The 26,896-nt window shown below is 47.2% G+C and carries 29 protein-coding genes and 2 tRNA genes; 26 read left to right on the top strand and 5 right to left on the bottom strand.

Annotated elements, in window-relative coordinates; genetic code table 11:
* The first annotated feature begins 131 nt into the window (after window positions 1-131).
* The 3 genes from GQ359_RS07280 to GQ359_RS07270 are packed head-to-tail and all read left to right on the top strand — an operon-like array spanning window position 132 to window position 2,812.
* Window positions 132-1,151, top strand: coding sequence for an RluA family pseudouridine synthase (locus GQ359_RS07280; RefSeq protein ID WP_215386309.1), 1,020 nt, complete (start codon window positions 132-134; stop codon window positions 1,149-1,151).
* Window positions 1,144-1,848: an HAD-IIIA family hydrolase gene (locus GQ359_RS07275; RefSeq protein ID WP_215386307.1), complete on the top strand. Its 705-nt coding sequence runs from the start codon at window positions 1,144-1,146 to the stop codon at window positions 1,846-1,848. Before GQ359_RS07280 ends, GQ359_RS07275 begins: the two co-directional genes overlap by 8 nt.
* 4 nt (window positions 1,849-1,852) lie before the next feature.
* Complete coding sequence (locus tag GQ359_RS07270) at window positions 1,853-2,812, top strand: S49 family peptidase (protein WP_215386305.1); 960 nt, start codon at window positions 1,853-1,855, stop codon at window positions 2,810-2,812.
* 34 nt (window positions 2,813-2,846) lie between these two features.
* Here the strand turns inward: GQ359_RS07270 and GQ359_RS07265 are convergent, their stop codons facing one another.
* Together GQ359_RS07265 and GQ359_RS07260 are read right to left on the bottom strand one after the other, a co-directional pair.
* Window positions 2,847-3,620: an SAM-dependent methyltransferase gene (locus tag GQ359_RS07265; RefSeq protein WP_215386303.1), complete on the bottom strand. Its 774-nt coding sequence runs from the start codon at window positions 3,618-3,620 to the stop codon at window positions 2,847-2,849.
* A gap of 37 nt (window positions 3,621-3,657) precedes the next feature.
* Complete coding sequence (locus tag GQ359_RS07260) at window positions 3,658-4,290, bottom strand: Maf family nucleotide pyrophosphatase (RefSeq protein ID WP_371822429.1); 633 nt, start codon at window positions 4,288-4,290, stop codon at window positions 3,658-3,660.
* A gap of 13 nt (window positions 4,291-4,303) precedes the next feature.
* On the opposite strand from GQ359_RS07260, the gene GQ359_RS07255 reads away from it, so the two are divergent.
* The 17 genes from GQ359_RS07255 (at window position 4,304) to nagZ (ending at window position 19,700) form a co-directional block, all read left to right on the top strand.
* Window positions 4,304-4,882, top strand: coding sequence for a YceD family protein (locus GQ359_RS07255; protein WP_215386302.1), 579 nt, complete (start codon window positions 4,304-4,306; stop codon window positions 4,880-4,882).
* A 105-nt stretch (window positions 4,883-4,987) separates the two neighbouring features.
* On the top strand, window positions 4,988-5,167 hold the full coding sequence (gene rpmF / locus GQ359_RS07250; RefSeq protein ID WP_011902241.1) for a 50S ribosomal protein L32: 180 nt from the start codon (window positions 4,988-4,990) through the stop codon (window positions 5,165-5,167).
* Between the two features lie 84 nt (window positions 5,168-5,251).
* Window positions 5,252-6,262: a phosphate acyltransferase PlsX gene (gene plsX / locus GQ359_RS07245; protein WP_215386300.1), complete on the top strand. Its 1,011-nt coding sequence runs from the start codon at window positions 5,252-5,254 to the stop codon at window positions 6,260-6,262.
* A gap of 2 nt (window positions 6,263-6,264) precedes the next feature.
* Complete coding sequence (locus GQ359_RS07240) at window positions 6,265-7,251, top strand: beta-ketoacyl-ACP synthase III (RefSeq protein WP_215301508.1); 987 nt, start codon at window positions 6,265-6,267, stop codon at window positions 7,249-7,251.
* Window positions 7,252-7,306: 55 nt separating this feature from the next.
* Window positions 7,307-8,242 carry an ACP S-malonyltransferase gene (fabD, locus tag GQ359_RS07235; protein ID WP_215386298.1) on the top strand — a complete coding sequence of 312 codons (936 nt, stop codon included), beginning with the start codon at window positions 7,307-7,309 and terminating at the stop codon, window positions 8,240-8,242.
* Window positions 8,243-8,284: 42 nt separating this feature from the next.
* Complete coding sequence (fabG, locus tag GQ359_RS07230; protein ID WP_215301505.1) at window positions 8,285-9,028, top strand: 3-oxoacyl-ACP reductase FabG; 744 nt, start codon at window positions 8,285-8,287, stop codon at window positions 9,026-9,028.
* A 103-nt stretch (window positions 9,029-9,131) separates the two neighbouring features.
* Window positions 9,132-9,371 carry an acyl carrier protein gene (acpP, locus tag GQ359_RS07225; protein ID WP_046330561.1) on the top strand — a complete coding sequence of 80 codons (240 nt, stop codon included), beginning with the start codon at window positions 9,132-9,134 and terminating at the stop codon, window positions 9,369-9,371.
* 28 nt (window positions 9,372-9,399) lie between these two features.
* Window positions 9,400-10,647: a beta-ketoacyl-ACP synthase II gene (gene fabF, locus GQ359_RS07220; protein WP_215386296.1), complete on the top strand. Its 1,248-nt coding sequence runs from the start codon at window positions 9,400-9,402 to the stop codon at window positions 10,645-10,647.
* Window positions 10,648-10,717: 70 nt separating this feature from the next.
* Window positions 10,718-12,166 (top strand): DegQ family serine endoprotease, encoded by a 1,449-nt coding sequence (locus GQ359_RS07215; protein ID WP_215386294.1) that lies wholly within the window; start codon window positions 10,718-10,720, stop codon window positions 12,164-12,166.
* A gap of 144 nt (window positions 12,167-12,310) precedes the next feature.
* On the top strand, window positions 12,311-14,116 hold the full coding sequence (lepA, locus tag GQ359_RS07210) for a translation elongation factor 4 (protein ID WP_215301499.1): 1,806 nt from the start codon (window positions 12,311-12,313) through the stop codon (window positions 14,114-14,116).
* Window positions 14,116-14,922, top strand: coding sequence for a signal peptidase I (gene lepB / locus GQ359_RS07205; protein ID WP_215301497.1), 807 nt, complete (start codon window positions 14,116-14,118; stop codon window positions 14,920-14,922). Before lepA ends, lepB begins: the two co-directional genes overlap by 1 nt.
* A gap of 4 nt (window positions 14,923-14,926) precedes the next feature.
* On the top strand, window positions 14,927-15,718 hold the full coding sequence (rnc, locus tag GQ359_RS07200) for a ribonuclease III (protein ID WP_215386292.1): 792 nt from the start codon (window positions 14,927-14,929) through the stop codon (window positions 15,716-15,718).
* Window positions 15,719-15,720: 2 nt separating this feature from the next.
* Window positions 15,721-16,656, top strand: a complete 936-nt coding sequence (era, locus tag GQ359_RS07195; protein WP_215333580.1) for a GTPase Era — start codon at window positions 15,721-15,723, stop codon at window positions 16,654-16,656.
* A 6-nt stretch (window positions 16,657-16,662) separates the two neighbouring features.
* The gene (gene recO, locus GQ359_RS07190; protein ID WP_215301492.1) at window positions 16,663-17,397 is read left to right on the top strand and encodes a DNA repair protein RecO; all 735 of its coding nucleotides are present in this window, start codon (window positions 16,663-16,665) and stop codon (window positions 17,395-17,397) included.
* A gap of 12 nt (window positions 17,398-17,409) precedes the next feature.
* Window positions 17,410-18,165 carry a pyridoxine 5'-phosphate synthase gene (pdxJ, locus tag GQ359_RS07185; RefSeq protein WP_215386290.1) on the top strand — a complete coding sequence of 252 codons (756 nt, stop codon included), beginning with the start codon at window positions 17,410-17,412 and terminating at the stop codon, window positions 18,163-18,165.
* 16 nt (window positions 18,166-18,181) lie between these two features.
* Window positions 18,182-18,574, top strand: a complete 393-nt coding sequence (gene acpS, locus GQ359_RS07180) for a holo-ACP synthase (protein WP_215386288.1) — start codon at window positions 18,182-18,184, stop codon at window positions 18,572-18,574.
* Window positions 18,575-18,623: 49 nt separating this feature from the next.
* On the top strand, window positions 18,624-19,700 hold the full coding sequence (gene nagZ / locus GQ359_RS07175; protein WP_215386286.1) for a beta-N-acetylhexosaminidase: 1,077 nt from the start codon (window positions 18,624-18,626) through the stop codon (window positions 19,698-19,700).
* An 82-nt stretch (window positions 19,701-19,782) separates the two neighbouring features.
* Here nagZ and efp read toward each other — a convergent pair whose 3' ends face one another.
* Window positions 19,783-20,343: an elongation factor P gene (gene efp / locus GQ359_RS07170; RefSeq protein WP_215301485.1), complete on the bottom strand. Its 561-nt coding sequence runs from the start codon at window positions 20,341-20,343 to the stop codon at window positions 19,783-19,785.
* A gap of 87 nt (window positions 20,344-20,430) precedes the next feature.
* The gene (gene earP, locus GQ359_RS07165) at window positions 20,431-21,510 is read right to left on the bottom strand and encodes an elongation factor P maturation arginine rhamnosyltransferase EarP (protein ID WP_215386284.1); all 1,080 of its coding nucleotides are present in this window, start codon (window positions 21,508-21,510) and stop codon (window positions 20,431-20,433) included.
* On the opposite strand from earP, the gene uvrC reads away from it, so the two are divergent.
* From uvrC to GQ359_RS07140, 5 genes are all read left to right on the top strand, one after another.
* On the top strand, window positions 21,509-23,449 hold the full coding sequence (uvrC, locus tag GQ359_RS07160) for an excinuclease ABC subunit UvrC (protein ID WP_215386282.1): 1,941 nt from the start codon (window positions 21,509-21,511) through the stop codon (window positions 23,447-23,449). The genes earP and uvrC overlap by 2 nt on opposite strands.
* A 36-nt stretch (window positions 23,450-23,485) precedes the next feature.
* Window positions 23,486-24,061, top strand: coding sequence for a CDP-diacylglycerol--glycerol-3-phosphate 3-phosphatidyltransferase (gene pgsA, locus GQ359_RS07155; protein WP_215301479.1), 576 nt, complete (start codon window positions 23,486-23,488; stop codon window positions 24,059-24,061).
* A 117-nt stretch (window positions 24,062-24,178) separates the two neighbouring features.
* Window positions 24,179-24,254: transfer RNA gene (locus GQ359_RS07150), tRNA-Gly, on the top strand.
* A gap of 49 nt (window positions 24,255-24,303) precedes the next feature.
* A tRNA-Cys gene (locus tag GQ359_RS07145) sits at window positions 24,304-24,377 on the top strand.
* A gap of 30 nt (window positions 24,378-24,407) precedes the next feature.
* Window positions 24,408-24,869: a hypothetical protein gene (locus GQ359_RS07140; protein WP_215386281.1), complete on the top strand. Its 462-nt coding sequence runs from the start codon at window positions 24,408-24,410 to the stop codon at window positions 24,867-24,869.
* Window positions 24,870-24,963: 94 nt separating this feature from the next.
* Here GQ359_RS07140 and lexA read toward each other — a convergent pair whose 3' ends face one another.
* Window positions 24,964-25,683 (bottom strand): transcriptional repressor LexA, encoded by a 720-nt coding sequence (gene lexA, locus GQ359_RS07135; RefSeq protein ID WP_215301474.1) that lies wholly within the window; start codon window positions 25,681-25,683, stop codon window positions 24,964-24,966.
* Window positions 25,684-25,744: 61 nt separating this feature from the next.
* On the opposite strand from lexA, the gene GQ359_RS07130 reads away from it, so the two are divergent.
* Window positions 25,745-26,821, top strand: coding sequence for an asparaginase (locus tag GQ359_RS07130; RefSeq protein ID WP_215386279.1), 1,077 nt, complete (start codon window positions 25,745-25,747; stop codon window positions 26,819-26,821).
* The last annotated feature ends 75 nt before the right edge of the window (window positions 26,822-26,896 follow it).

The raw sequence follows: 26,896 nt of genomic DNA, 5'->3' as shown, positions 1-26,896 counted from the left end.
CACGCCTGAACCAGGCTTGTCTCGGGCCAATAAATTGGCTAGAGCGTTGATTATACGGCACAAGTTGAAGGACAATGGGGTATTGTTAAGTCCCTTGTCGACCCCCGTCGGGGTGGCAAGAGAGATAAATCATGAAATCCGAACCCATTTCAAAGCCTTTGCAGGTAAAAACCAGTGCTCCGGCCGCCGTTCATCTTCAGACCATTGGTCCAGAAGAGGCTGGTCAGCGTTTGGATAATTACCTCTTGCGTTGGGCAAAAGGGGTTCCTAAAAGCCACGTTTATCGAATTATTCGCTCTGGCGAGGTTCGGGTGAATAAGAAAAGGGCTGAGCCGACTACGCGATTGGTAGAGGGGGATATAGTCAGAGTTCCTCCGGTTCGGATAGCCGAACCTGCTCAAATGGCGGCAGTCAATACCGCCCAAACTAAGAATCGGGCACAGGGCTATTCCGACAAAATGCCGATTTTGTTTGAGGATGAAGCTTTATTAATAGTAAACAAACCAGCAGGTTTGGCGGTTCATGGTGGTTCAGGCATTGCCCTGGGCGTGATTGAGACCTTACGTATTACACGGCCTGAGCTCAAATTTTTGGAATTGGTACACCGTTTGGATCGAGATACCTCCGGCGTCCTACTCTTGGCTAAAAAGCGCAGTGCCTTGGTGGAATTGCATCGCCAGATCCGCGAAGGTCAAACAGACAAGCGTTACTACTTGCTAGCCCATGGCGAGATTGCTCAAGGTGCAGGCACCATGCAACTGAAATTTGCATTACATAAATACCTGCTGGCCAATGGCGAGCGCCGAGTGCGCGTTGACCCAGATGGGCTACCAAGTCATACGGCTTTGCGTGTTACCAAAGTAATGAAGCGGGGGGAGGATGTTATTACCTTGGCAGAGGCTCAGTTAAAAACCGGGCGTACTCATCAAATCCGCGTGCACCTCCAGAAATTAGGTCATTCCATTTTGGGTGATGATAAGTACGGCTTTGAAGACCAAGACAAGATTGTGAAATCCAAACGCTTGTATTTGCATGCTCACTTAGCTGGCTTTACCCATCCCCGAACTGGCGAGAAAATGCGTATCGAATCACCATTACCTGCTGAATTTACTGCCATGATGAACAACTTTGAATTACCTCAAAATGCTTGAAGAGCAAAAACGCGATAGACGTTACGACCTGATTGTGTGGGATTGGGATGGAACCATCATGGACTCCACGCCGACGATCGTGAACTGTATTCAGCAAGCTTGCCGTGACTTGGGTTTCAAAGAGCCAGATGACACTTTGGCCAGTTCAGTCATTGGTTTAGGTATTCAGGATTCACTGAGAAGGGCGGTGCCATGGATTGAACCGGCGCACTTTCCCAAGCTGACTGAACGTTTTCGGTATCACTACCTCGCTAAAGATCACGAGTTGGATTTATTCCCAGGTATTCGTGAGCTACTACATCGCTTGCGCGAGGATGGTTACTTATTGGGCGTTGCCACAGGTAAATCTCGTGTGGGATTAGATCGATCTCTACAGCATCACCAGCTTGAGCAGATGTTCCATGAGACACGCACTGCAGATGAATCCTTTTCTAAACCCCATCCCGGAATGCTCTTGGAGCTTTCTGACGTCATGCAAGTGCCGATGCGTCGGATGTTAATGATTGGTGACACCACCCATGATTTAGATATGGCGGCTAATGCAGGGGTTGATGCGGTAGCGGTAACTTATGGCGCACACCCTCCGAGCACTCTAAAAGAAGCGCCATCATTAATTCATGTGGATGATGTATCACAGCTAAGCCAATGGCTTAGCGACAATCTCACTATTAAAAACGAGTCAGTAAAGAAGGATTAAAAAGATGGATCAAAATCAATCCGAGAATGTGAATCAAAATTGGGAGCGTCAAGCCCTAGAGCATTTATTGCTAGAGAATTTAAAAGAGACTCGTAAGGCTCGTCGCTGGAGAGCAGTCTTTCGCATTCTTACTCTCATCATTTTTATTGGTTTGGTACTTGCAGTATTTGATTTCAATTTACCTGGTCGCGGCATGGGAACAGAGAAGCACACCGCTTTAGTAACGATCGAAGGGGAGATTTCCTCAAGCTCGCTGGCTAATGCTTTAGACATCAACTCGTCACTCACTTCTGCATTTGAAAATGAGAATAGCGTAGGTGTTGTTTTGCGTATTAATAGTCCTGGTGGTTCTCCAGTTCAGGCCGGCATGATGAATGATGAGATTCAGCGCTTACGTAAGCTCTATCCAGCTAAACCGCTGTATGTCGTCGTGGAAGATATCTGCGCATCAGGTGGTTACTATGTGGCCGTTGCGGGAGATCAAATTCTGGTTGATAAGGCGAGTTTGGTTGGCTCTATTGGCGTGATCATGGAAGGCTTTGGATTTACTGGTCTGATGGATAAGTTGGGTGTCACTCGTCGCATGATTGCTGCTGGCTCCAATAAGGGAATGATGGATCCGTTCTCTAAAGAAAACCCACAGCAAGTGGAGATGATTAAAACCATGATCGATGAGATTCATCAGCAATTTATTGCGGTGGTCAAAGCGGGTCGCGGTGATCGTCTAAAAGAAACTCCGGAAATGTTCTCGGGTCGAGTTTGGAATGGCGAGCAAGCAATCAAAATTGGTTTGGTTGATGGCTATGGCACGGTAGAGACTGTAGCGCGCGATATCTTTAAAGCACCAGATATTCTCGACTACACCATGAAAGAGAATTTCGCAGAGCGCGTTGCTAAACGTTTTGGTGCTGAGGTTGGCGCTGCAGCAGGTAAGGCTTTAATTAAGACGCCTGATTTAAAGTAAAAACGATAGATCAACAAGGTAGCAAAATCAATGCCTAGGCCAGTAATAGAAATATTGCTGGCCTATTTTGTAGTGAGGAACAGGCAGCTTCATTTGGGAAGCGCTTACGCCAGTCTGCAATCGAGAGCGTGGTAATCATCTCGCTCGGCAAACTGAGATCCATTCCCATACAAAGCATCGATTGCGGTGAGAGTGTATTAAGACAAGCCATGAGCATCGCTGTATTGCGATAAGGCGTCTCAATCCAGATTTGTGTCTGCTGTAATTTCCTTGACTCCACTTCTAGTTGCTTGAGTCGTGTAATGCGGTCTTGCACATCATGTGGAACATAGCCTTGAAATGCAAAGCGCTGACCATTTAAACCGCTAGCCATGAGACCCAACAAAATTGAACTTGGACCAACTAAGGGTTTTACTTTGGCGCCTAACTTATGTGCTGCCAGCACAAGCTCTGCACCTGGGTCTGCAACCCCCGGAACGCCAGCCTCTGACATGAGGCCCATGTCTTTGCCAGCAATCAGTGGCTTAAGTAAATCGATTGGTTTGACTGCATCACCATATTTGGCATTACGCGCCACGCCACGCCATTCACTCATTTGCATTTCTTGAATGGTGCAAGCTAAAGGTGCAACGCCATCCACTGCTTTTAAAAAAGCCCGCGCAGTTTTGGCATCCTCAACAACCCAGTGAGTGAGCTTGGCAGTTTGAGTAATGGTTTCAGTTGGCAGCACCCACGGCAATTGTTCAGCACGAGAATCATCCCCCAAAGTATTGGGAACTAAAAAGAGGGTGCCTAGTGTTGAACTCATTATTTAATTCTTTTCTCTTTGCTAAATTTCTTTTTAATTAAGCTTGTTTATTTTTTGCTGGAATGACAAAACCGGCATCACGTAAGAGGCCGCTTAGTGCTATCAAGGGCAAGCCAATTAATGCAGTGGGATCATCGCTCTTGATGGATTCCAGGAGTGAGATTCCTAGGCCTTCGGACTTGGCGCTACCAGCACAGTCGTATGGCTCTTCGGCAAGAAGGTATGCCTCTAGAACATCATCACCCAGTTTGCGAAAGGTCACTTGCGTAGGAATATTGACCGTCGTTTCGACATCGCCATGCATCAGACATAGTGCCGTTTGAAAAGTCACCGTTGCACCACGCATCAGTTGGAGTTGTGCCATGGCACGTTCAAAGTTTCCTGGCTTACCAATTGCCGCGCCACAGAGGTCGGCTACCTGATCGGAGCCAATGACCCAAGCCTCAGGGTGATCTTTAGCCACTGCGGCAGCTTTAGCCTTGGCTAAGCGTAAGGCTAGATCAACGGTGCCTTCACCGGGTAGAGGGGTTTCATCCACCTTGGGCGAGATCACATCAAAGGGGATCCGCAGGCGCTCTAACAACTCGCGACGATAGACCGAGGTGGATGCCAGAATTAGTTTTTTTGCAGAATTACTCATCACTACTTGTACTTTCGCTAAAGCCTTCATTTAGACTGATGTCATGAATCGTAATCAAGTTTTACCTCAAGTTGAGCTATCCAATGATCCCAAGGTCTTAAGCCGGATCGATTTTTGCGCCCCTCAGTCCTATCAAGGCGCAGGATTTCTAGAAATTTCAGTATTACCCAGGGTAGCTGAGGAGGCCTCTAGTATTGAGTCTGGGGATGGCTTTCATTGGCAGGTAAAGACCCATTTTGCTCATTCTCCAGGCTCTGAACCCCAGCAAATTCTGGAATTGGCCATAAAAGGCCGTATTCATCTAGTCTGTCAGAGCTGTTTGGCTGATTGCGGCCTCGATTTGGCTCAAGAGAGTCGATTTGTTCTGGTGACCACCGAGGAGGAAGCGGATGCCTTTCCGATGGAAGATGATCAACAGGAGCCATTAGTAGCTAGCCAGCACTTTGACCTTTTGGGCTTAATTGAGGATGAAATCCTCCTCTCGCTTCCTTTAATTCCAAAGCACCCAGCGGGCGCCTGTCAGCCGCATGCCTCCTCATTTGGAGTAGGTGCCGACGTTGATGATGCTTCTGAAAAGCCGCAGAATCCCTTTAACATATTGAAAAATATGAAGAAAAATTGATGTAACCCCATATTGGGGAGCTTGCATTTCAAACACGTTTTATCAATTAATCAAGCATTTAGCTCAATTTACATGCTAGAATGTCGCCTTGCTTAGGAGTTCAATATGGCCGTCCAACAGAATAAAAAATCCCCATCCAAACGTGGCATGCACCGTGCGCACGACTTTTTGACCGCACCTGCTACGGCTGTTGAAGCCACAACTGGTGAGGCTCATTTGCGCCACCACATCTCACCAAACGGCTACTACCGTGGCCGTAAAGTTGTTAAAACCAAAAACGACTAATTTTTTAGTCTAAAAAGATAGAAGCGGCTCACATAAAAGCCGCTTTTTTCTTGGATAAAACCACTTGCAGCAATACCTGATTTTATGAGCGTCACTCTTGCTATCGATGCCATGGGCGGCGATCACGGGGTAGTTGTTACGGTCCCCGCCTGTTGTGATTTTCTTGAAAAACATGCTGATGTGAAGATTGCCTTAGTTGGTAATCCGGAAGCGCTCAAGCAAGCCTTGAGCCAATTTCCAAAAGCGCCAATGGAGCGCATTCAAATTATTGCCGCCAGTGAGGTTGTCTTGATGGATGATCCTATTGAGGTGGCACTGCGTCGTAAAAAAGATTCTTCGATGCGCGTAGCGATCGAGCAAGTTAAAGAGGGTCTAGCTGACGCGATCATCTCTTCTGGCAATACGGGAGCCTTAATGGCTATCTCTCGTTACATTCTCAAAACCTTAGATGGTGTTGATCGTCCTGCGATTGCTACGGCGATCCCCAATGAAAAAGGGCGCGGCACCACTATGCTGGATTTAGGTGCTAATGCAGATTGCGAGCCCATGCATTTGGTGCAGTTTGCGCAAATGGCTAACGTTATGGTTCAGGTAGTTGATGGCACGCAGAACCCTTCAATCGGCCTTCTCAATATTGGAGAAGAAGTGATTAAAGGGAATGAAGTGGTGAAGCAGACGAGTGAGTTGCTACGCCAAACTAACTTAAACTTTTATGGCAACGTAGAAGGTAATGATATTTTTAAAGGCACTACGGATATTGTGGTGTGCGACGGCTTTGTTGGGAATGTAGTCCTCAAGGCAAGCGAAGGCTTGGCGAAGATGATGAGTGGTTTAATCAAACAAGAATTTAATCGATCATGGCTTACGAAGTTAATGGCGATCTGCGCCATGGTACCGCTCTTGCGTGTACGCAAGCGTGTAGATCATCGTCGCTACAACGGGGCAGTACTTTTAGGTTTGCGCGGTTGCGTGATTAAGAGTCATGGCTCCGCAGATCGTTTTGCATTTGGTTTTGCGCTTGATCGTGCATATGAAGCGGCAAAGAATCGCATGGTGGAGCGCATCGCTCAAGCTTTTGTGGCGGAGACAAAATAATCATGAGTACTTTTTCACGGATAGCGGGAACTGGAAGTTATTTGCCAGAGCAGCGTTTAACCAATCAGGATCTCGTTGAGCGTTTAGCCAAGATTGGTCTTGAGACTAGTGACGAATGGATTGTGACTCGCAGCGGAATTTCTGCACGTCACTTTGCTGCAGACAATCAACTGACCAGTGACTTAGCGGTGAAAGCTGCTCAAGCAGCATTAGAGACTGCTGGCTGTACCTCAGAAGATCTTGATTTAATTATTTTGGCGACATCTACGCCCGATCATTTAGGCGGCTTCCCCAGTACCGCTTGCGTAGTGCAAGATAAGTTGGGCGCTCACACGAATTGTGCGGCATTTGATGTCCAGGCAGTATGCGCTGGCTTTACATATGCCCTCGCGATTGCAGATGCATTTATTCGTACAGGGACTTACAAAAAAGTATTGGTTCTTGGCGCAGAAACATTTTCCCGTATTTTGGATTTTCAAGATCGCACCACTTCCGTATTATTTGGTGATGGTGCTGGGGCAGTGATTCTCGAAGCTTCAAAAGAACCAGGCATTTTGGCAACAGCCTTACATGCTGATGGTAGTCAGCGCGATATCCTGTGCGTACCAGGGCGTGCTAAACAGGGTGGTGTAGATGGCTCCGCTTACTTAACTATGGATGGTCCTGCGGTATTTAAGCTGGCCGTTAAGGTGCTTGAGCAAGTTGCGCATGAGGCGCTAGAAAAAGCCAATCTCAAGCCAGAACAAGTTGATTGGTTGGTGCCACACCAAGCCAATATTCGTATCATGGAGAGTACGGCTCGCAAGATGGGCATGTCGATGGACAATGTCATTGTGACAGTCCATGAGCACGGTAATACTTCCGCTGCATCCATACCGCTTGCTTTGGATGTTGGAGTTCGCTCTGGTCAAATTCAACGTGGTCAACACCTTCTACTGGAGGGTGTGGGCGGTGGCTTTGCTTGGGGTGCCGCAGTCATTAAATACTAAAGCGAAGCGCTAAAGCTAAAAATATATTCACAACTATTATTCAGCGACTATTCATATGACATTTGCATTTGTATTTCCAGGCCAAGGTTCCCAATCAGTTGGGATGCTCAACACGATTGCTGATCGCCCTGAAGTTCGTGCGACCCTTCAGGAGGCTTCAGAAGCTCTGGGTGAAGATGTTGCAAAGCTGATTGCTGAAGGCCCTGCAGAAGCATTATCTTTAACAACCAATACACAGCCTGTGATGTTGACTGCAGCGATTGCTTTTTATCGCGCATGGTTGGCCTCTGGTGGCGCCGTTCCTCAGATGATGGCTGGTCATAGTCTGGGCGAATACTCCGCTTTGGTTGCTGCTGGCGTAATCTCTTTTAAGGATGCTGTGCCTTTGGTGCGCTTTCGTGCTGAAGCAATGCAAACAGCGGTTCCAGTTGGTACTGGTGGGATGGCTGCGATCTTGGGCTTGGATGATGCAATTGTGAAGACGGTTTGCGCTGAAGCTGCTACAGCCTCTGGTGGCGTGGTCGAAGCGGTGAACTTCAATGCTCCAGGTCAGGTAGTGATTGCTGGTGGAACTGATGCGGTGACTAAGGCCTGTGAATTGCTCAAGGCAGCTGGTGCGAAACGCGCTTTGCCATTACCAGTTTCCGCACCATTTCATTCATCATTGCTACAGCCTGCCTCTGAAAAACTCAAAGGCTACTTGGCTGACATTGAATTTAAGGTCCCCACTATTTCAGTGGTCAATAACGTTGATGTGAATGTTCTCAATGATCCAGCGGCGATTAAGGATGCCTTAGTGCGTCAAGCTGCTAAGCCAGTTCGCTGGCAAGAGACGATCAATGCCATGGCGCAACAAGGTATTACTCAAGTGATTGAGTGTGGTCCAGGCAAGGTATTAGCCGGGCTGACTAAGCGCATCAACGAGAAAGTTATTGGGCTACCTATTTTTGATGAAGTCAGTCTCAATGAGGCATTGGCTGCGGTAAAGTAAAAATACACTCTAGAAACAATTAAGAAACAGCGGAAGATAACTATGAATCTCGATTTAAGCGGACAAATTGCATTGGTGACAGGTGCATCGCGCGGAATTGGTCAGGCCATTGCAGATGAGTTGGTGAAATGTGGCGCCAAAGTAATTGGTACTGCCACGTCCGAAGATGGCGCCAAAGCAATTAATGCGCGTTTACAAGCGAGCGGTGGTCGTGGTGAAGTATTGAATGTGACTGACCCAAAAGCATGTGAGGACATCATTGATTTGATCGTCAAAGATTTTGGCGGTATCAACATTTTGGTGAATAACGCTGGCATCACCCGCGATAACTTAGCCATGCGTATGAAAACAGACGAGTGGACTGATGTGATCGATACCAACTTAAGTGCTGTTTTTCGTTTATCACAGGCGGTAATGCGACCAATGATGAAAGCCCGCGGTGGTCGCATTATTAACATTACCTCGATTGTTGGTCACATGGGTAACCCTGGACAGGCCAATTACGCCGCTGCTAAATCAGGTGTATCTGGAATGACTCGTGCCCTGGCTCGTGAAATTGGTAGCCGAAATATCACAGTGAACTGTGTGGCACCTGGATTTATTGATACTGATATGACCCGTGCATTGAGCGAAGAGCAGCAAAATTCGCTAAAAGCGAATATTCCTTTAGCTCGCCTAGGCAGCCCAGAGGATGTGGCTCAGGCAGTGGCGTTTTTAGCCTCTCCAGCAGCTGGATACATTACGGGTAATACCTTACACGTTAATGGTGGCCTCTATTTAGCCTAAAAATAAGGCAGAAATTTGATCATTTTTGGGCGGATTTACTAATTTAGCTCGCCAAGCTGATAAAATCCTTTTCATCGTTTTTTTACAACCCTTGGGGGAATTAATGGATAACATCGAACAACGCGTTAAGAAGATCGTCGCTGAGCAATTGGGCGTCGCAGAAGCAGAGATCAAGAATGAATCTTCTTTTGTGAATGACTTAGGCGCAGACTCTCTTGACACTGTTGAATTGGTAATGGCTTTGGAAGATGAGTTCGGGATTGAAATTCCGGATGAAGAAGCTGAAAAAATTACTACTGTTCAGCTCGCTATCGATTTTGCTCAGTCAAAAGCTCAGGGTTAATTCCCTAGCTTAGTTAAAAGCTACTACTGTGTCAGCATCAAATGGCCGTCGCCGGGTTGTTGTTACCGGCTTAGGCCTTATTTCACCAGTTGGTAATTCGGTTGATATAGCTTGGTCTAATTTGCTTGCGGGCAAATCAGGCATAGCTACCATCACGAAGTTTGACCATACTCCGCTGAGCGTACATTTCGCCGGCGAGGTTAAAGATTTCAATGTCGAAGAATATGTTTCTGCCAAAGAGGCGCGTCATATGGATACCTTTATCCATTACGGCATTGCTGCTGGTACGCAAGCAATTCGTGACAGCGGTTTACAGATAACCGAAGAGAACGCAGAGCGCGTTGGCGTTATGGTTGGTTCAGGCATTGGTGGATTGCCGATGATTGAAGAAACTGGCGCTGAGTTGCTGGCTCGTGGTCCTCGTCGCATCTCCCCGTTCTTTGTGCCGGGCTCAATCATCAATATGATTTCTGGCCATCTCAGCATCTTGTTTGGCCTCAAAGGTCCAAACGTGGCTGCAGTAACAGCTTGCACTACCGGCCTGCATAGTATTGGCTTGGCAGCACGCTTAATTCAGTACGGTGATGCCGATGTGATGGTTGCCGGCGGTGCTGAATCCACTATTTCAGCATTGGGTGTTGGTGGCTTTGCTTCAGCAAGGGCGCTATCTACTCGAAATGATGATCCAGCAACAGCTTCACGTCCCTGGGATAAAGACCGTGATGGTTTTGTTCTGGGTGAGGGTGCCGGTGTTGTTGTTCTGGAAGAGTATGAGCACGCTAAAGCACGTGGTGCAAAAATTTACTGTGAGCTTTTGGGCTTTGGTATGAGTGGCGACGCATATCACATGACTGCTCCAAATATGGATGGTCCACGTCGTTGTATGGTGAACGCTATGCGTGATGCCGGCTTAAATCCCGATCAGATTCAATATATCAATGCACACGGCACTTCGACACCTTTGGGTGACAAGAACGAAACCGGTGCTATTAAAGCGGCTCTTGGCGATCATGCCAAGAAGGTTTTGATTAACTCTACCAAGTCGATGACTGGTCACCTTTTAGGTGGTGCTGGCGGCTTGGAGTCTGTTTTTACTATTCTGGCTTTACATAATCAAAAGTCTCCACCAACAATCAATATCTTCAATCAAGATCCCGAGTGTGATTTGGACTACTGCGCCAATACAGCTCGCGATGTGAAGATTGATCATGCCGTCAAAAACAACTTTGGCTTTGGGGGTACTAACGGTACCTTGATTTTTGGCAAACTGACCTAATATACAGATTAGGCTTTTCCTTTCTTCGTTTTTTCAATTATTGGTTTTTACCAAGCAGGTCTATAGCATTATGAAAAAGTACCTTATTACGCTCTTGGCTATCTTTAGCTTAGGGCAATTCGCATTGATTTCTCAGGTCTCCGCCCAGAGTCCACGGGTTTCCATTCCCGATTTTGCTGATCTGGTTGAGAGGGCCAGCCCTGCTGTGGTGAATATTCGCACCACTGAAAAAGTGATGCAGCAGCAAGCTCAGGGTGGTATTCCAGGAATGCCAGAGGAGCAGGCTGAGTTCTTCCGTCGATTCTTTGGTGTGCCTATCCCAGGAATGCCTAGCGGACCTAAGCAAGCTCAACCAAACTCTGGCAAACCGCAAGAGGCGGATCGTGGCGTAGGCTCGGGTTTCATTATTGAATCCAACGGCTTGATTTTGACGAATGCCCACGTGGTTGAGGGCGCAAATACCATTTACGTTACTTTGACTGATAAGCGTGAGTACAAGGCCAAGCTATTGGGTATGGATAAGCGTACTGATGTGGCGGTGGTCAAAATTGATGCACGTGACTTACCGAAGTTGCCACTCGGCGACTCTTCTCGCGTGAGGGTAGGTGAGTGGGTATTGGCGATTGGCTCCCCATTTGGTTTAGAAAATACGGTGACAGCAGGCATCGTTTCCGCCAAGAGTCGTGATACTGGTGATTACTTGCCCTTTATTCAGACAGACGTAGCGGTTAATCCTGGCAACTCTGGCGGCCCCTTGTTAAATACCGCTGGCCAGGTAATTGGTATCAACTCGCAAATCTTTAGCCGATCTGGCGGATATATGGGAATTTCCTTTGCTATTCCGATTGATGAAGCGATGCGCGTTGCGGACCAATTGCGTACCAATGGAAAAATGACACGCGGCCGTATTGGTGTTGCTTTAGGTGAGATGACTAAAGAGATTGCTGAAAGTTTAGGCTTAGGTAAACCACGTGGTGCTTATGTTCGTAACGTTGAGCCAGGTGGTCCGGCAGCTGCAGGTGGGATTGAGTCTGGGGATGTGATTCTCAGCTTCAACGGTCGTGATATCGGTAAATCCACAGATCTTCCTAGGGTGGTTGGTGAGACTAGGCCGGGTACTAGTGCCAGCGTACAAGTTTGGCGCAAAGGATCCACCAAAGACTTAGTGGTTTCTGTTGTGGATACTGAAGCAGGTCAGGCTGCCGTCAAGAGGTCGGATAACTCCGGTTCAGCTGGCGGAAATGCTAATTCTCTTGGGGTGGCAGTTTCTGAGCTTTCAGACAGTAAGAAGAAAGAGCTCAATATCCGTGGTGGCGTTGAGGTTACTGGTCTAGGAGATGGTCCTTTGGTACGTGCAGGCGTTCGTCCTGGGGATGTCATCATTCGGATTGCAGATGTGGATATTACTGGGATTAAGCAGTTTGAAGGCTTGGTAAAGGGCTTAGACTCCACTAAGGCTGTCCCGGTTTTTGTCCGCAGAGCCGATAGCACCATGATTATTCCAGTAAGGCCAAAATAAGCCAAAACCGAGGTTTTTGGGTGAAATAAACGGGTTTGGCGCCATTTTGGCGCCACCCATTACAATCACTTTAAGACGGCTTTTTGCAGCGCATCATCGTGGTGCGTTCTGACAAGGCGTTTTTTGAAGACCACATAAGACGCTATGGATTTAATCCGCAATTTTTCTATCATCGCCCACATTGATCACGGCAAATCCACGCTTGCTGATCGCATTATTCAACTTTGCGGCGGTCTCTCTGATCGTGAAATGGAAGCACAAGTTCTCGACTCGATGGATATCGAGCGTGAGCGTGGTATCACCATTAAGGCGCAAACTGCTGCGCTTACTTATAAATCCAAAGACGGTAAAACCTACAACATCAATTTGATTGATACACCAGGGCACGTCGATTTTTCATATGAAGTAAGTCGCTCGCTGTCTGCATGTGAAGGTGCACTTTTGGTGGTGGATGCAAGTCAAGGCGTTGAGGCTCAAACAGTTGCTAATTGCTATATGGCGCTGGAGTTGGGTGTTGAGGTTGTGCCAGTGCTCAATAAGATTGATTTGCCGCAGGCAGATCCAGAGCGGGCCAAAAAAGAAATTGAAGATGTTATCGGGATCGATGCATCAGACGCAGTGACCTGTTCAGCTAAGACTGGATTGGGTGTACAGGATGTCATTGAAGAAATGATTGCGCTCGTACCCCCACCCAAGGGTAATGCAGCAGATCCTTTGCAGGCTTTAATTATTGACTCTTGGTTTGATAACTACGTTGGCGTAGTGATGCTGGTGCGCGTTGTGAACGGCACCTTAAAGCCAAAAGAAAAAATTACCTTGATGGCAAATGGCTCAAGTCATTTGGTCGAGCATGTTGGCGTGTTTAGCCCGAAATCTGTAGATCGCCCAGAGTTATCTGCTGGCCAGGTAGGCTTCGTGATTGCTGGCATCAAAGAGCTGAAAGCTGCCAAGGTGGGCGATACCGTTACCCATACACCCGGACAACAAGGTCGAGTTCCTGCTACCGAACCGCTTCCTGGATTTAAAGAAGTAAAGCCACAGGTCTTTGCGGGTCTGTACCCAGTAGAGTCCAGTGAATACGATCAACTACGAGAGTCTTTAGAGAAGCTGCAATTAAATGATGCTTCACTCTTGTATGAGCCTGAGGTTTCACAAGCACTCGGTTTTGGATTCCGCTGCGGCTTCTTAGGTCTTCTCCATATGGAGATTGTGCAAGAGCGTTTAGAGCGTCAATACGGTATGAACCTCATCACCACTGCTCCAACGGTGGTTTACCAAGTTGAGCAGTCAGACGGCACTATCTTGTCGGTAGATAACCCGTCAAAGATGCCCGAGGCTAGCAAAATCAATACGATTCTTGAGCCGATTGTGACGGTCAATCTGTACATGCCGCAAGAGTATGTAGGTTCGATCATTACGCTATGCGTTGGTAAGCGCGGTATTCAGATGGATATGAACTACCTTGGTCGTCAAGTGAAGCTCACCTATGAGTTGCCTATGGCTGAAATTGTTTTGGATTTCTTCGACAAGATGAAATCCATCTCGCGTGGCTATGCATCGATGGACTATGAGTTCAAAGAATATCGTCCTGCTGATGTGGTTAAAGTCGACATTCTCATTAATAGTGAGCGAGTTGACGCTCTCTCGGTGATTGTCCATCGTAGCAACAGTCAGCATCGCGGGCGCGAAGTGGTTGCTAAGATGCGCGGCATTATTCCGCGTCAGATGTTTGATGTCGCCATTCAGGCGGCGATTGGTAGCAATATTGTTGCTCGTGAAAACGTGAAGGCTTTACGTAAAAACGTGTTGGCTAAGTGTTATGGCGGGGATATTTCTCGTAAACGCAAATTACTAGAGAAGCAAAAAGAAGGTAAGAAGCGCATGAAGCAAGTAGGTAATGTGGAGATTCCACAAGAAGCCTTCTTAGCCATTTTGCAGGTGGACGATTAATGAATTTTGCCCTCATCCTTTTTATCTTGGTAGTGGTCTCAGGTATTGCTTGGATTGCTGACCGTTACTACTTTGCCCCGCAAAGACGGGTGGCTGGTATCGATCGCATGCCATTGTGGTTGGAATATACGGCCGGTTTTTTCCCGGTAATTTGCGCGGTCTTTGTGCTGCGCTCATTTCTTGTAGAGCCATTCAAAATTCCATCGGGATCCATGATCCCAACCCTACAGATTGGCGACTTTATTCTGGTAAATAAATTTACCTATGGTATTCGTTTGCCAGTGATTAATCAGAAGGTAGTTGATCTAGGATCTCCAAAACGTGGTGATGTTGTGGTGTTCCGTTATCCACGTGATGAATCCATTGATTACATTAAGCGTGTAGTCGCTATACCTGGAGACACTATTACTTACCAAGACAAGCGCTTAACGGTAAATGATCAGCCTTTGCAATATAGCGGCGGCGAGCCTTACCTTGATCCAGAAAATATGCGCTATGCCAAGCGGTTTTCAGAATCATTTCCTGCTGACCTGGGTGGCAACAAGCATGAGATATTGAATCATCCTGATAGACCTGTTGGCATGTTCCCTGCAGAGCGTTTTCCTGGATTTGAAAACTGCCAATACATTAATGCTGGGCTTACTTGCAAGGTGCCTGCGGGTCATTACTTTGCGATGGGCGATAACCGTGACAATAGCGCTGATTCTCGTTACTGGGGATTTGTGCCGGATAAAAATATCGTGGGAAGAGCATTCTTTGTTTGGCTGAACCTCGGAGATCTAGGTCGCATTGGCGGCTTCGAATAAGATCATGAATGCCCGCGCCGTTATCGAAACTGCACCGCTGCAAGCGCAACTGGGCTACACGTTTAAAAAACTAGAGCTGCTCAATCAAGCGCTTACACACCGTAGTCATAGCAAGAAAAATAATGAGCGTCTTGAGTTTTTAGGCGACTCGATTCTGAATTGCGTTGTTGCAGAAATGCTCTATGAGCGTTATTCCGATTTAGATGAGGGTGATCTTTCTCGTGTTCGAGCAAACTTAGTCAAGCAGCAAGCGCTCTATGAGATCGCTCAAACGCTATCGCTATCAGACTACCTGCGTTTAGGTGAGGGGGAGTTAAAGAGCGGTGGTTTCCGTCGCCCATCTATTCTGGCTGACACGCTTGAGGCGGTCACTGGCGCAATCTTTTTGGATGGTGGATTTGATGCGGCTAAGACGTGTTTACGTAAGTTATATTCCATCATTTTGGCTAACGTTGATCCCAAGACCTTGGGTAAAGACGATAAGACTTTGTTGCAGGAGTGTTTACAGAGTTATCAGTTGCCGCTACCTGCTTATAACGTTACCGGTACTAGTGGTGCAGCTCATAACCAGCAATTTGAGGTTGAGTGCCTAATACCTAATCTTAAGGTTGCTGTTAAGGGTGAGGGTGCCTCTAGACGTGCAGCAGAACAAGCGGCAGCTAAGTTGGCTTTAGTCTCTGCGCTGAAAGCCTTGCCACAAGCACTGGGTAAACCCAAAAAGACGCGGTCGGCTAAAAAGAAGGCGGCAAAAAAAGTAGCAACCGAAGAACAGTTAAATCTTAAGCTGAAGGGCTAATTGTGTTTAGATGCGGCACTATCGCCATTGTTGGCCGTCCGAATATGGGCAAATCGACTCTCTTGAATGCTTTAGTTGGTCAGAAGATCAGTATCACGTCGCGCAAAGCTCAGACTACACGTCATCGGATTTTAGGTATTCAGAATCGTGAAGAGGCGCAGTTCATCTTCATTGATACGCCAGGCTTTCAGACTCGTTTAATGAATACCCTGAACAAGGCCTTGAATCGTACGGTAACCACTGCCTTGCAGGATGTGAATGTGGCTTGCTTTGTAGTTGAGGCTGGCTACTTCGGTGAGGATGACAAGAAGGTCCTGAAACTACTTCCAGATGACCTGCCCGTTGTCTTAGTTTTGAATAAATTAGATTTATTTAATAGCCGCTTCCAGACTCCTTCTGAGCGTGATCAGGCGCTACTCAACTTCATTAAGGATATGGCCCGTCCTTGGTGCGAATTGGGTGGTCATGAAGATCAGAAGTGCGAGTTCGCTGAAATCGTGCCGATGAGTGCCAAGAGTCCTGGAGATGTTGAAAGATTGTTAGACGTGCTCGAGGGCTACTTGCCTGAGGCACCAGCAGTCTACGATGGCGACACCATCACCGATCGTAGTGAACGCTTCTTGGCTGCTGAGATTTTGCGTGAGAAGGTCTTTCGTTTTACTGGCGAGGAATTGCCTTACACCAGCACAGTAGTCATTGATCAGTTCAAGATGGATGGCAAGATGCGCCGTATCGCTGCCACTATTTTGGTAGATCGCGACAGCCATAAGGCGATGATTATTGGTGCTAAGGGCGAGCGACTGAAGAAGATCTCAACTGATGCCCGTATTGACATGGAAAAGCTCTTTGATGGAAAGGTATTCCTGGAGACTTGGGTCAAGGTTAAACGTGGCTGGGCTGATGATCGTGCTGAATTACGGGCGCAAGGGCTAGAGTAATTATTCATGGCTTCTATTCGTGTTGCTGACGAACCTGCTTTTGTATTGCACAGCATCCCTTATAAGGAAACCAGCTTAATTCTGGATGTCTTTACGCGTCAATATGGCCGTATGGCCTTGATTGCTAAGGGTGCTAAGCGTCCCCACTCAAGCCTTCGTCCAGTATTGCAACGCTTTCAACCTCTATTGGTTTCTTGGAGTGGTAAGTCTGAACTACGGACATTAACGAAGTCAGAGTGGGTTGGCGGCACGCCATCTCTAGTTGGGGATGCACTCTTATGCGGTTTTTATCTCAATGAGTTATTAGTCAAGTTTCTCGCTCGCGAGGATGACTATGAAAAACTCTATGACCATTACACCGATACGATTTCTGCTTTATCTAATCTTGAGCTGGAATCCAAAGGCCTAGAAGAAATTCTACGTCCTTTTGAATTAACGCTCTTACAGGAAACGGGTTATGCAGCAGCACTAGATCGCTGTGTAGAAACGAATAGTGCTCCGATCTCCAATGAGCAGTATGTTTATCAACCAGAGCGTGGCGTGAGGCCTGCTCAAGGGGATGATCCAGGCCACTGGCCGGTCTTGAGTGGCAAATCTCTGCTAGCCATTGCAGCAGGTGACTTTTCTGATCAAGAGACGCTTTCTGAGAGTAAGCAGTTAATGCGCTTCCTATTGGGATTGCATCTTCAGGATCAAGTGTTGACTACCCGTCAGATTTTGATTGATCTGAAGAAAATCTAGTAATCTAAGCCAATGAATACCCAACCAAAGCTAGAACTTGGCATCAATATCGATCACGTTGCTACCTTGCGTAATGCGCGTGGCACGATTTACCCTGATCCATTAAAGGCTGCCCGTTTAGCTGAAGAGGCGGGTGCTGATTTAATCACCCTACATTTACGTGAGGATCGTCGCCATATTAAAGACGCCGATTTGATAGCCTTGCGCCCCTTAATTCAGACACGTATGAACTTAGAGTGCGCCGTTACTCCGGAGATGATCAATATTGCTTGCCGGGTGCAGCCACATGATGTGTGCCTTGTTCCTGAAAAGCGTGAAGAGGTTACTACTGAAGGCGGCTTGGATGTGTTGGGACACTTTCAAGCTGTTCAAGCAGCTACTGCGCAATTAAAAGGTGCAGGCATTCGGGTATCCCTGTTTATTGATCCAGAAGAAAAGCAAATTCAAGCCGCTAAGGATGTTGGAGCAACAGTAGTGGAGTTGCATACTGGGCGTTACGCAGATCTTTCTGGTGACCAACAAATGCAAGAGCTTGAGCGCATCAGAAAAGCTGCTCAGTTTGGGGCGAGTATTGGTCTGAGAGTTAATGCTGGGCATGGCTTGCACGAAGGAAATGTGATGCCGGTAGCTGCCATTGCGGAGCTCTCAGAACTCAATATTGGTCACGCGATTGTTGCTGAGGCACTCTTTAAGGGCTGGCAAAAAGCCATTACGGATATGAAGGCTCTGATGGTTCAGGGTAGAGCAAACACTTCCAAAGCGGAATGAACCTGGCGGTATAAAAATGATCATCGGTATAGGCACAGACATTTTGCAGATCGAGCGGCTTCAAGCTGCTTACGATCGTACCAATGGACGCTTGGCTGAAAAAATTCTTGGGCCAGATGAGATGTTGGTTTTCAAGCATCGCTTAGCTAGGAATCACAAGCGGGGTATTGCTTTTTTGGCAACGCGCTTTGCTGCAAAAGAAGCTTTCTCCAAAGCAATTGGCTTGGGCATGAGAATGCCAATGACTTGGCGCTCTTTGCAAACACTCAATGAGCCCAGCGGTAAACCGGTTACCTCCTATTTAGGTGCGCTTGCACAATTTATGCAGGATAAAAACTGGGAAGCTCAAGTTACGGTAAGTGATGAGCAAGATATGGCCATTGCCCATGTCATTGTTACGCAAAGATAAACACAGTAATAAATAACAGCAAATAACATCAAAAAATTACGAGGAATCCATGAGTAAGTCGACCATGAAACCAGGCCCAATTACTTTAGATGTTGTGGGCCTTGATTTAAATGCAGAAGATCGTCGTCGCATCTTGCATCCTCTAACTGGTGGAGTAATTCTATTTGGCAGAAACTTCGCCAATCGCAAACAACTCGCCAAACTCACTGCAGAAATTAAAAAACTCCGTTCTGACGTGTTGATCTCGATTGATCATGAGGGTGGACGCGTTCAGCGCTGCAGAACTGATGGTTTTACCCATTTGCCAGCCATGCGTAAGCTTGGTGAACTTTGGGAGTCTAAGAATAAATCAAAACACACCGCCGAATCTGCTGCGATTGCGATGGCGGCAGCGACTGCCTGTGGGTATGTTCTAGCTGCTGAGTTGCGAGCTTGTGGTGTCGACTTTAGTTTTACCCCAGTCCTGGATCTCGATTTTGGTCGCAGCGGTGTCATTGGAGATCGTGGATTTAGTCGTGATCCGCAAATTACCTTTGCGTTGGCGAAGAGTCTGAACGAAGGCTTACGCCTTGCTGGTATGGCGAACTGCGGTAAACACTTCCCGGGGCATGGCTGGGCAGAAGCAGATTCTCATGTAGCTATTCCGGTGGATGAGCGTTCCTTGAAGCAAATTCTGAATGATGATGCTAAGCCTTATGAATGGTTGGATCTCAGCTTAACAGCAGTAATGCCAGCCCATGTAATCTATCCAAAGGTTGATAAAAATCCAGCGGGCTTTTCTAAGATATGGCTTCATTCCATTTTGCGTCAAGAGTTGGGTTTTCAAGGTGTCATCTTTAGTGATGACCTTTCGATGGAAGGGGCAAGCGTTGCTGGCTCTGTGGTGAAGGGCGCTGATATGGCGCTTGAGGCGGGATGCGATGCAGTGCTGATTTGTAATCGTCCAGACTTAGCAGATCAATTGCTCAGTCAGTTGAAAGTCTCCAAAGCGAAACAAGCGGAGTCTGCTATTCGATTAAATCGTTTGATGCCAACTGCCACTGCTCCTGCTTGGGATGAGCTACAGGGTGAAGCGCAATATCAACACGCTAGAGGTTTACTCCAGCAATTGAAGCTCATTGCCTAGGTGATAGAGCTTGCTTGCGAGTAAAAACTCAAACAAATAAAAAAGCCCGGCGAACCGAGCTTTTTGCTATCGAGCGAGCTAATTAGTTAGCGCGGCTACGATATTCGCCAGTACGAGTATCAATCTCGATCTTGTCACCAGTGTTGCAGAACAATGGAACTTGCAATTCATAGCCAGTAGCTAGTTTTGCAGTCTTCAATACTTTGCCTGAGCTGGTATCACCTTTAACTGCTGGCTCTGTATAAATGATTTCACGAACCAAAGAGTTTGGCATGGCTACTGAGAGTGCCTTACCTTCGTAGAACACCACTTCACAAGGCATGCTTTCTTCAAGGTAGTTCAATGCATCACCCATGAACTCCGCTTCAACTTCATATTGGTTGTAGTCACCATCCATAAATACATACATTGGATCTGCGAAGTAAGAGTAGGTGCAATCTTTCTTATCCAAGATCACTACATCGAATTTGTCATCAGCTTTGTAAACACCTTCGTTAGGTGCGCCGGTTAACAAGTTCTTAAATTTCATTTTTACAACAGAAGAGTTGCGGCCTGAGCGGCTGTATTCTGCTTTTAAAACGACCATGGCATCAGTGCCGATCATTACTACGTTACCAACGCGGAGTTCTTGTGCTGTTTTCATCTTGCTATTCCTGGGTGCAGAGCTGATTTTCTGCGGTTTTTATCAAAAACAAGATTGTAACCGCCCGCAGCCTCATTACGCCCAAGATCAGGCTACAAAGCCCATTAGACGGGCAGCTAAGCCACCATCAGCTTGTTTTTCCAGTAAATCTGCTCGCCAAGCCTTGGAATGGGCATCCCACTCATCAATCGATTGATGCCAATCACTTGGCATTGCCCAAGTCATCGCGGCAATGACCGCGTGTTTGAGTTCTTGTGATGCATCTTCAAGATAGAGGTCCAAAAATGCAGCCAATTTGGTTTCGTGAGCGCGATCTTCCTGGGGGTAAATATGCCAAATAAAGGGCTTGCCAGCTAACTGCGCTCGGACAAAAGAATCTTCGCCCCGAACAATATTGAAGTCACATTGTGAGAGTACCCAGTCATATTCATCTTGAGAAACAAACGGTATGGAGATTAACTTAATAGATTCGGGTAGGGCAAGTGGCTGAGTAGGGTGGGCGGAGCTGAACTGCAATTGCTCACGTTGACCATGTGTCAACACAATGTCAAAGTTCTCATCTAATGTTGCTAGATCTTCTAGCCATTTCAGTAACGGTACACCCGGGTAGCAAAAAACACTGATGCGTTTTGTATCAGGTCGCAAGAGCTTCCAACTGGCCCTAAGATTCTCGGGGATTAATTGCTTTGTGAGAGATGGCTCCTTGGGTATTGGATCAATCAAAATGCCACCTACATTCTCCTGAAAGCCTGGGAAGAAGAAGTATTTCGGAATGCCGTGCGCCTGTGGAGATGCCTTCTGGTGAAACTCCACGATCCAGGGCTCTGCGCTTAAATACTCTAGATTGAGGATGATGGGTTTTTTTGGGGCAATCAATAGGCCCGCAAGATAGCGCTCTGGTAGATCGCATCCAAATGCCTCGATCACTACATCAGGAGGATCTACTGGATGGCGGCTGTTGTTATGACTTGCTTCCCAAGGCTGAACATCGATCAGGCGCTTGATTTCAGGATCAACCCCAGAAGCGAGTAAATTAAGGGTTGGTAGATCGTCACAGAAAATGCGCACGTCTTGGCCGTGAAGGCTTGTTAAGCTTCTTGCTAGGCGCCAGCAAACACCGGCATCACCATAGTTGTCTACGATTTGACAGAAAATATCCCAACGCATGAGCAATTCGCTTTTTGAAACCCTTCAGCAGGATGTTAAACGGCTACCCGGATTGCCGGGGGTGTATCGCTTTTTTGATGAAGCGGGACATATTCTGTATGTCGGAAAAGCGCGCAACCTCAAAAAGCGTGTATCTAGTTACTTCCAGCGCACTCAACTTTCACCACGCATAGAGCTGATGGTTGGGAAAATTGCACGCTACGAAACTACAGTAACACGCTCAGAAACCGAAGCCCTCATTCTAGAGAACAATCTGATTAAGGAGCTCGCTCCTCCATTCAATATTCTCTTCCGAGATGATAAGTCCTATCCCTATGTGATGTTGACTGGGCACCAGTTTCCACGTTTAGCCTCTTATCGCGGTAAAACGGATAAGCGGAATCACTATTTCGGACCATTCCCTAATTCATGGGCTGTGCGCAACAGCGTACAGATATTGCAGAAAGTATTTCGTCTAAGGACCTGCGAAGACTCTGTATTTAAAAACCGTAGTCGCCCTTGTTTACTGCATCAAATTCATCGCTGTAGCGCACCTTGTGTTGGACGTCTGAGTGTTGAGCAGTATGGGCAGGACGTAGCTCAGGCAACCCGTTTTTTAGAGGGCGATCATGGTCGCGTACTTTCTGAGTTAGAAAAGAAAATGCATGCGTATAGCGATGCCATGGAATTTGAAATGGCTGCTGTACTAAGGGATCGTATTGCAGATCTGTCCAGCGTCTTACAACAACAATCTATGGATACGGTTGCCGATGGCGAAGGTGATGTTGATGTGATTGCGGTCGCTCAAATGGAGGGCGTGGTCTGCGTCAATCTGGCAATGATTCGGGGTGGGCGCCATTTAGGTGATCGCGCCTACTTTCCCAAGGGCTTGCGTTCAACGTCTGGAGAGTTGCCACCACCAGCTGAAATTCTCGAGGCCTTTATTGCTCAGCATTATCTGGAGGAGAAGTCTGGTGATGGTGAAGCGACAACTAATTTAATTCCGCCTGTACTGATTCTGAATCACCCCTTGAGAAAGTTGCTTGATGATATTGCGGCTCCGGAAGAGAGTACTGAAGATGTTTCCGAGCAAACGGCTCCGGAAGGTTTGCATGATTTACTCAATGCACAAGCTGGTAAGCGTATTACTTTCCTACATCAGCCGCAGGGCCAGAGACGGCATTGGTTAGCCATGGCGGAAGGTAATGCCAAGATTGCGATAGCAAAGCGTTTGGTAGAGACGGGCGGTCAACTGGCAAGAGCACGAGCATTGGCTGATGTATTGGCATTGGAATTAGAAAGTCTTGAGCAACTGCGCATTGAGTGTTTTGATATTAGCCACACTTCTGGTGAGGCTACGCAAGCTTCTTGTGTCGTGTATTCCAAAAATGCAATGCAGCCTAGTGAATACCGCCGCTTTAATATCAATGACATTACTCCGGGTGATGACTATGCAGCGATGCGTCAAGTCTTGCAACGCCGTTATGCGAACTTCCAAGAGCTTCCTGTTGAGAAGATGCCGCAAGTCATTTTGATTGACGGTGGTAAGGGGCAGGTTGAGATGGCAAGGCAAGTTCTCTCTGAATTCGGCATGGATATTGGATTGATTGTTGGTGTCGCTAAAGGTGAGGGGCGTAAGGTGGGTCTTGAGACTCTGATCTTTGCAGATGGACGTAAGTCGCTCGAACTTGGTATTGATAGCGCAGCCTTATTGTTGGTAGCGCAAATCCGGGATGAGGCGCATCGCTTTGCGATTACGGGTATGCGTGCAAAACGGGCAAAAGCCAGAACGGTTTCTCAGCTGGAAGAGATTGAAGGAATTGGCGCAAAACGCCGTCAAAAATTACTGGCTCGATTCGGTGGACTACGCGGCGTTTCGAACGCTTCTATTGAAGAGCTTTCCAGCGTTGAGGGAATATCTACAGCATTGGCTGAGCAAATCTACAGGCAGCTCCATTGATTGCCCAGCACATCCACATTGGTTTATGCTTGAGCCATGCCATTTAATCTGCCTATTGCCCTAACCTGGTTGCGCGTAGCCGCAATTCCACTTGTGGTTGCAGTGTTTTATTTGCCCAGTAACTGGCTTACTCCCTTTGAGCAGAATCTGACTGCCACCATTATTTTTGTGTTTGCGGCAGTGACTGACTGGCTGGACGGTTTCTTGGCTCGCAAAATGAAACAAGAGTCTGCGTTTGGTCAATTCTTAGACCCAGTAGCAGATAAATTAATTGTTGCCGCCTCATTACTCGTTTTGCTGAATATGGATCGCGTCCAAGTTTGGGTAGCATTAATCATTATTGGTCGCGAAATTACTATCTCTGCACTGAGAGAGTGGATGGCACTCCTGGGTGCTGGAAAAAGTGTTGCTGTACACATGGTCGGCAAGTTAAAAACAACAGCTCAACTTGTAGCTATTCCATTTTTATTGCTAAACGACACTTTGTTTGGGTGGCTTAATTGCGCACAAGTAGGAACATGGTTAATCTGGATCGCATCCTTTTTAACGCTTTGGTCGATGTTCTATTACATGAAAAAAGCGTTGCCTCAATTGGTAGAGAAGGTCAAATAAAGTCCACAAACCCAGTGCTGATAAGGGTTTGGTGCAAACAGAATGACTGTCAGTTTTTGGTCTAACTCAGAAATAATGCGTTCCCCCAAATTGTTTGTTAAACTACTGCCCTGTTATGCGGGAATAGCTCAGCTGGTAGAGCGATACCTTGCCAAGGTATAGGTCGGGAGTTCGAACCTCCTTTCCCGCTCCAAGTTCGATGGGAAGCCCTCAAAAGCTTCCCATTTTTGATTCAAGCATATGGCGCGTTGGCCGAGTGGTTAGGCAGGAGCCTGCAAAGCTTCGTACGGGGGTTCGATTCCCTCACGCGCCTCCAGTAATGTAGATTGATTACCAGGGCAAGCACATGATCCAACTGAAACGATTCCTAAAAATCACCTCAGCATTAGTGCTAGCTGCACTCTTGGCGGCCTGCGCCTCTTCAGGGGATTCTCCAACAGGCACGCCTAGCGAAGTACAAGAAATTCAGTCGCAACTCTTGGGTGATATGCCATTGCCTGCGGCATCAAAAATTATTGGCTCAGATTCTTTAATCATTGGTCGTGGTGATAATTGGGTAGGGCGAGTCGTTTTATCTGGAGTACAAACTCCAACAGATATTTACGCTTTCTTTCAGGCTGAATATCCAAGAGCTGGTTGGACTACTGTGAGTGCCGTGAAATCAAAAACCAGTATTTTAGTTTTTACTAAAGGCGATCGCACATCCACCGTAGAATTAAATGAAGGCCCATTCACCGGTCCAAAGACCATCATTACTATTACCGCATCCCCTAAGAATGCAAACGTAGTTGCGCCAAGTAAAAAGTAAAGAATAAAAAAGAAGTAAACAGCAGGTGGTGACCTGTCACTGCTGCAATTGAAAAAGGCCTCTACACGAGGCCTTTTGCTTTAAAGGTCTGGGATTAGAGTCCGCCAGCCCTAATGAGCCCAACAGCCTGGCCTTCTACAGCGAAGTTCGGTTGACGTCGATCTACCAAAATATTTTTGAAGTCTGGGTTCTCGGCTTGTAATTCGATCACCATGCCATCTGCGGTTTTCTTTTGATTCCAACGCTTCACAGTAACTTCATCATCTAGGCGAGCTACCACGATATCGCCATTGCGAACTTCAGAAGTTTTTCTTACGGCAAGATAGTCGCCATCCAAAATGCCAGCATCGCGCATACTCATGCCAACTACTTTCAATAGGTAATCAGCACCCTTGCTAAATAAGCTTGGATCAATCGGTACTTGCTTCTCAATATGCTCGATAGCGGTGATTGGAGAGCCTGCGGCAACGCGACCAATAAGTGGCAGTGTGAGTTGCTGAAGTGCGCCAGAAGGCAAAGACATCTGACGATATTTATTTGGATTGTGAGTCTGGTTAAAACGCTGTGCAATACGAATGCCGCGCGAAGTTCCAGGCGTCAGTTCGATATATCCTTTTTTTGCCAATGCGCGTAAGTGTTCTTCAGCGGCGTTCGCAGATGCAAAGCCGAGTTGCGCTGCAATTTCCGCACGAGTTGGTGGCGAGCCACTTTCATCGATGGCCTTGGTTATCAATTCCAAAATCTCACTTTGACGTGAGGTGAGTTTGGGGAGGGCAGTCAGCTCCTCCGGAAAATCGACTGTATTTATGTCCATACTGGGATTGTATACAGCACTTTTTGAATATTCAAGCTATTTTGAGGCGGATAATGGAGAAATGAGCTCAATTTCGAACGTTTCTGAAAATACACCCCATCTCCTGATCTTGGGTATGGGTGGCACTATTGCAGGTCTTGCACCGAACCCTGAAGAAAACCCTCTTCAATATCAAGCGGGCCAAGTGGGGGTAGATGCATTGGTGGCACATGTTCAGTCAGTCGTACCTGAGGGTGTCAAGCTGGTATCGCGTCAGGTAGCCAATATCAATAGTCGTAATTTGACTGACGCCCACCTCACTAGCCTCGGACTTGCCGTCAAGAATGCTTTACTTGATGCTGCTGTGCAGGGGATTGTGATTACCCATGGCACCGATACGATGGAGGAAACGGGCTTATTTTTGCAGGCGACCTGTGGAAAGTTAGCTCATACTCAGTCTAAGAGGGTTATTCTGACTGGGGCAATGCTCCCAAGTAATGCGCCTGGAGCCGATGGCCCTTCCAATTTGCTTGACGCCTTGCGCTGGGCCTCAACATCGATTGATAACTGCCCAGGTGGCATCTACGCGGTGATGGATGGGCGTGGATGTATGGCCATCGATTTGGCTAAGCGCCACGCTACTGCCCTGAATGCCCCCTTGCAAAACGCGCCATCAAGCTCAGTGGGATTGATTAATCCATCCTGGTTATCTGGTGTAAAAGCAGTCCAGGCGGCCTGGAATGAAGATTTACCGATTCCGCAAGAGGGCGAGTGGCCTTGGGTTGAAATCTTGACTAGTCATGCAGGTGCACGCCCTGAAACAATCACCCAGTGGTTGAGTAGCCCTGTTCAGGGCTTTGTAATTGCTGGTACGGGGCATGGTGGCTTTCATGATGACTGGTTGAAGCCTTTGGATCAGGCTATGGCTCAAGGCATTGCCTTGGTGAGAACAACTAGAACAGGTGCTGGCGCTACTTTGCCCAATATTCCTGAAAAAGATCCCTTTGGATGCAGACCCTCAGGCTGTCTTACTGCACCCAGAGCCAGAATTGGCCTGCAATTAGCTTTAAATGCTGCAAAGCAGGCAAATAAAGCCGGTAAACCCCTGACTTGGCAGGATTTTTTTGCTAGAATAGCGGACTTACCTGAGATTAGGTAAGGACTCAAAAAGCTGTAAATACCCGTAGTTAGTTTTACCTACAATTTGTTACTACCTTGTCACACTGGCGCTAAC

Source organism: Polynucleobacter sp. AM-7D1 (assembly GCF_018688455.1).
Classification (GTDB): Bacteria; Pseudomonadota; Gammaproteobacteria; order Burkholderiales; family Burkholderiaceae; genus Polynucleobacter.
Note: the sequence above shows the minus strand (reverse complement) of the source record. Positions and strands in the feature narration are given on the sequence as shown.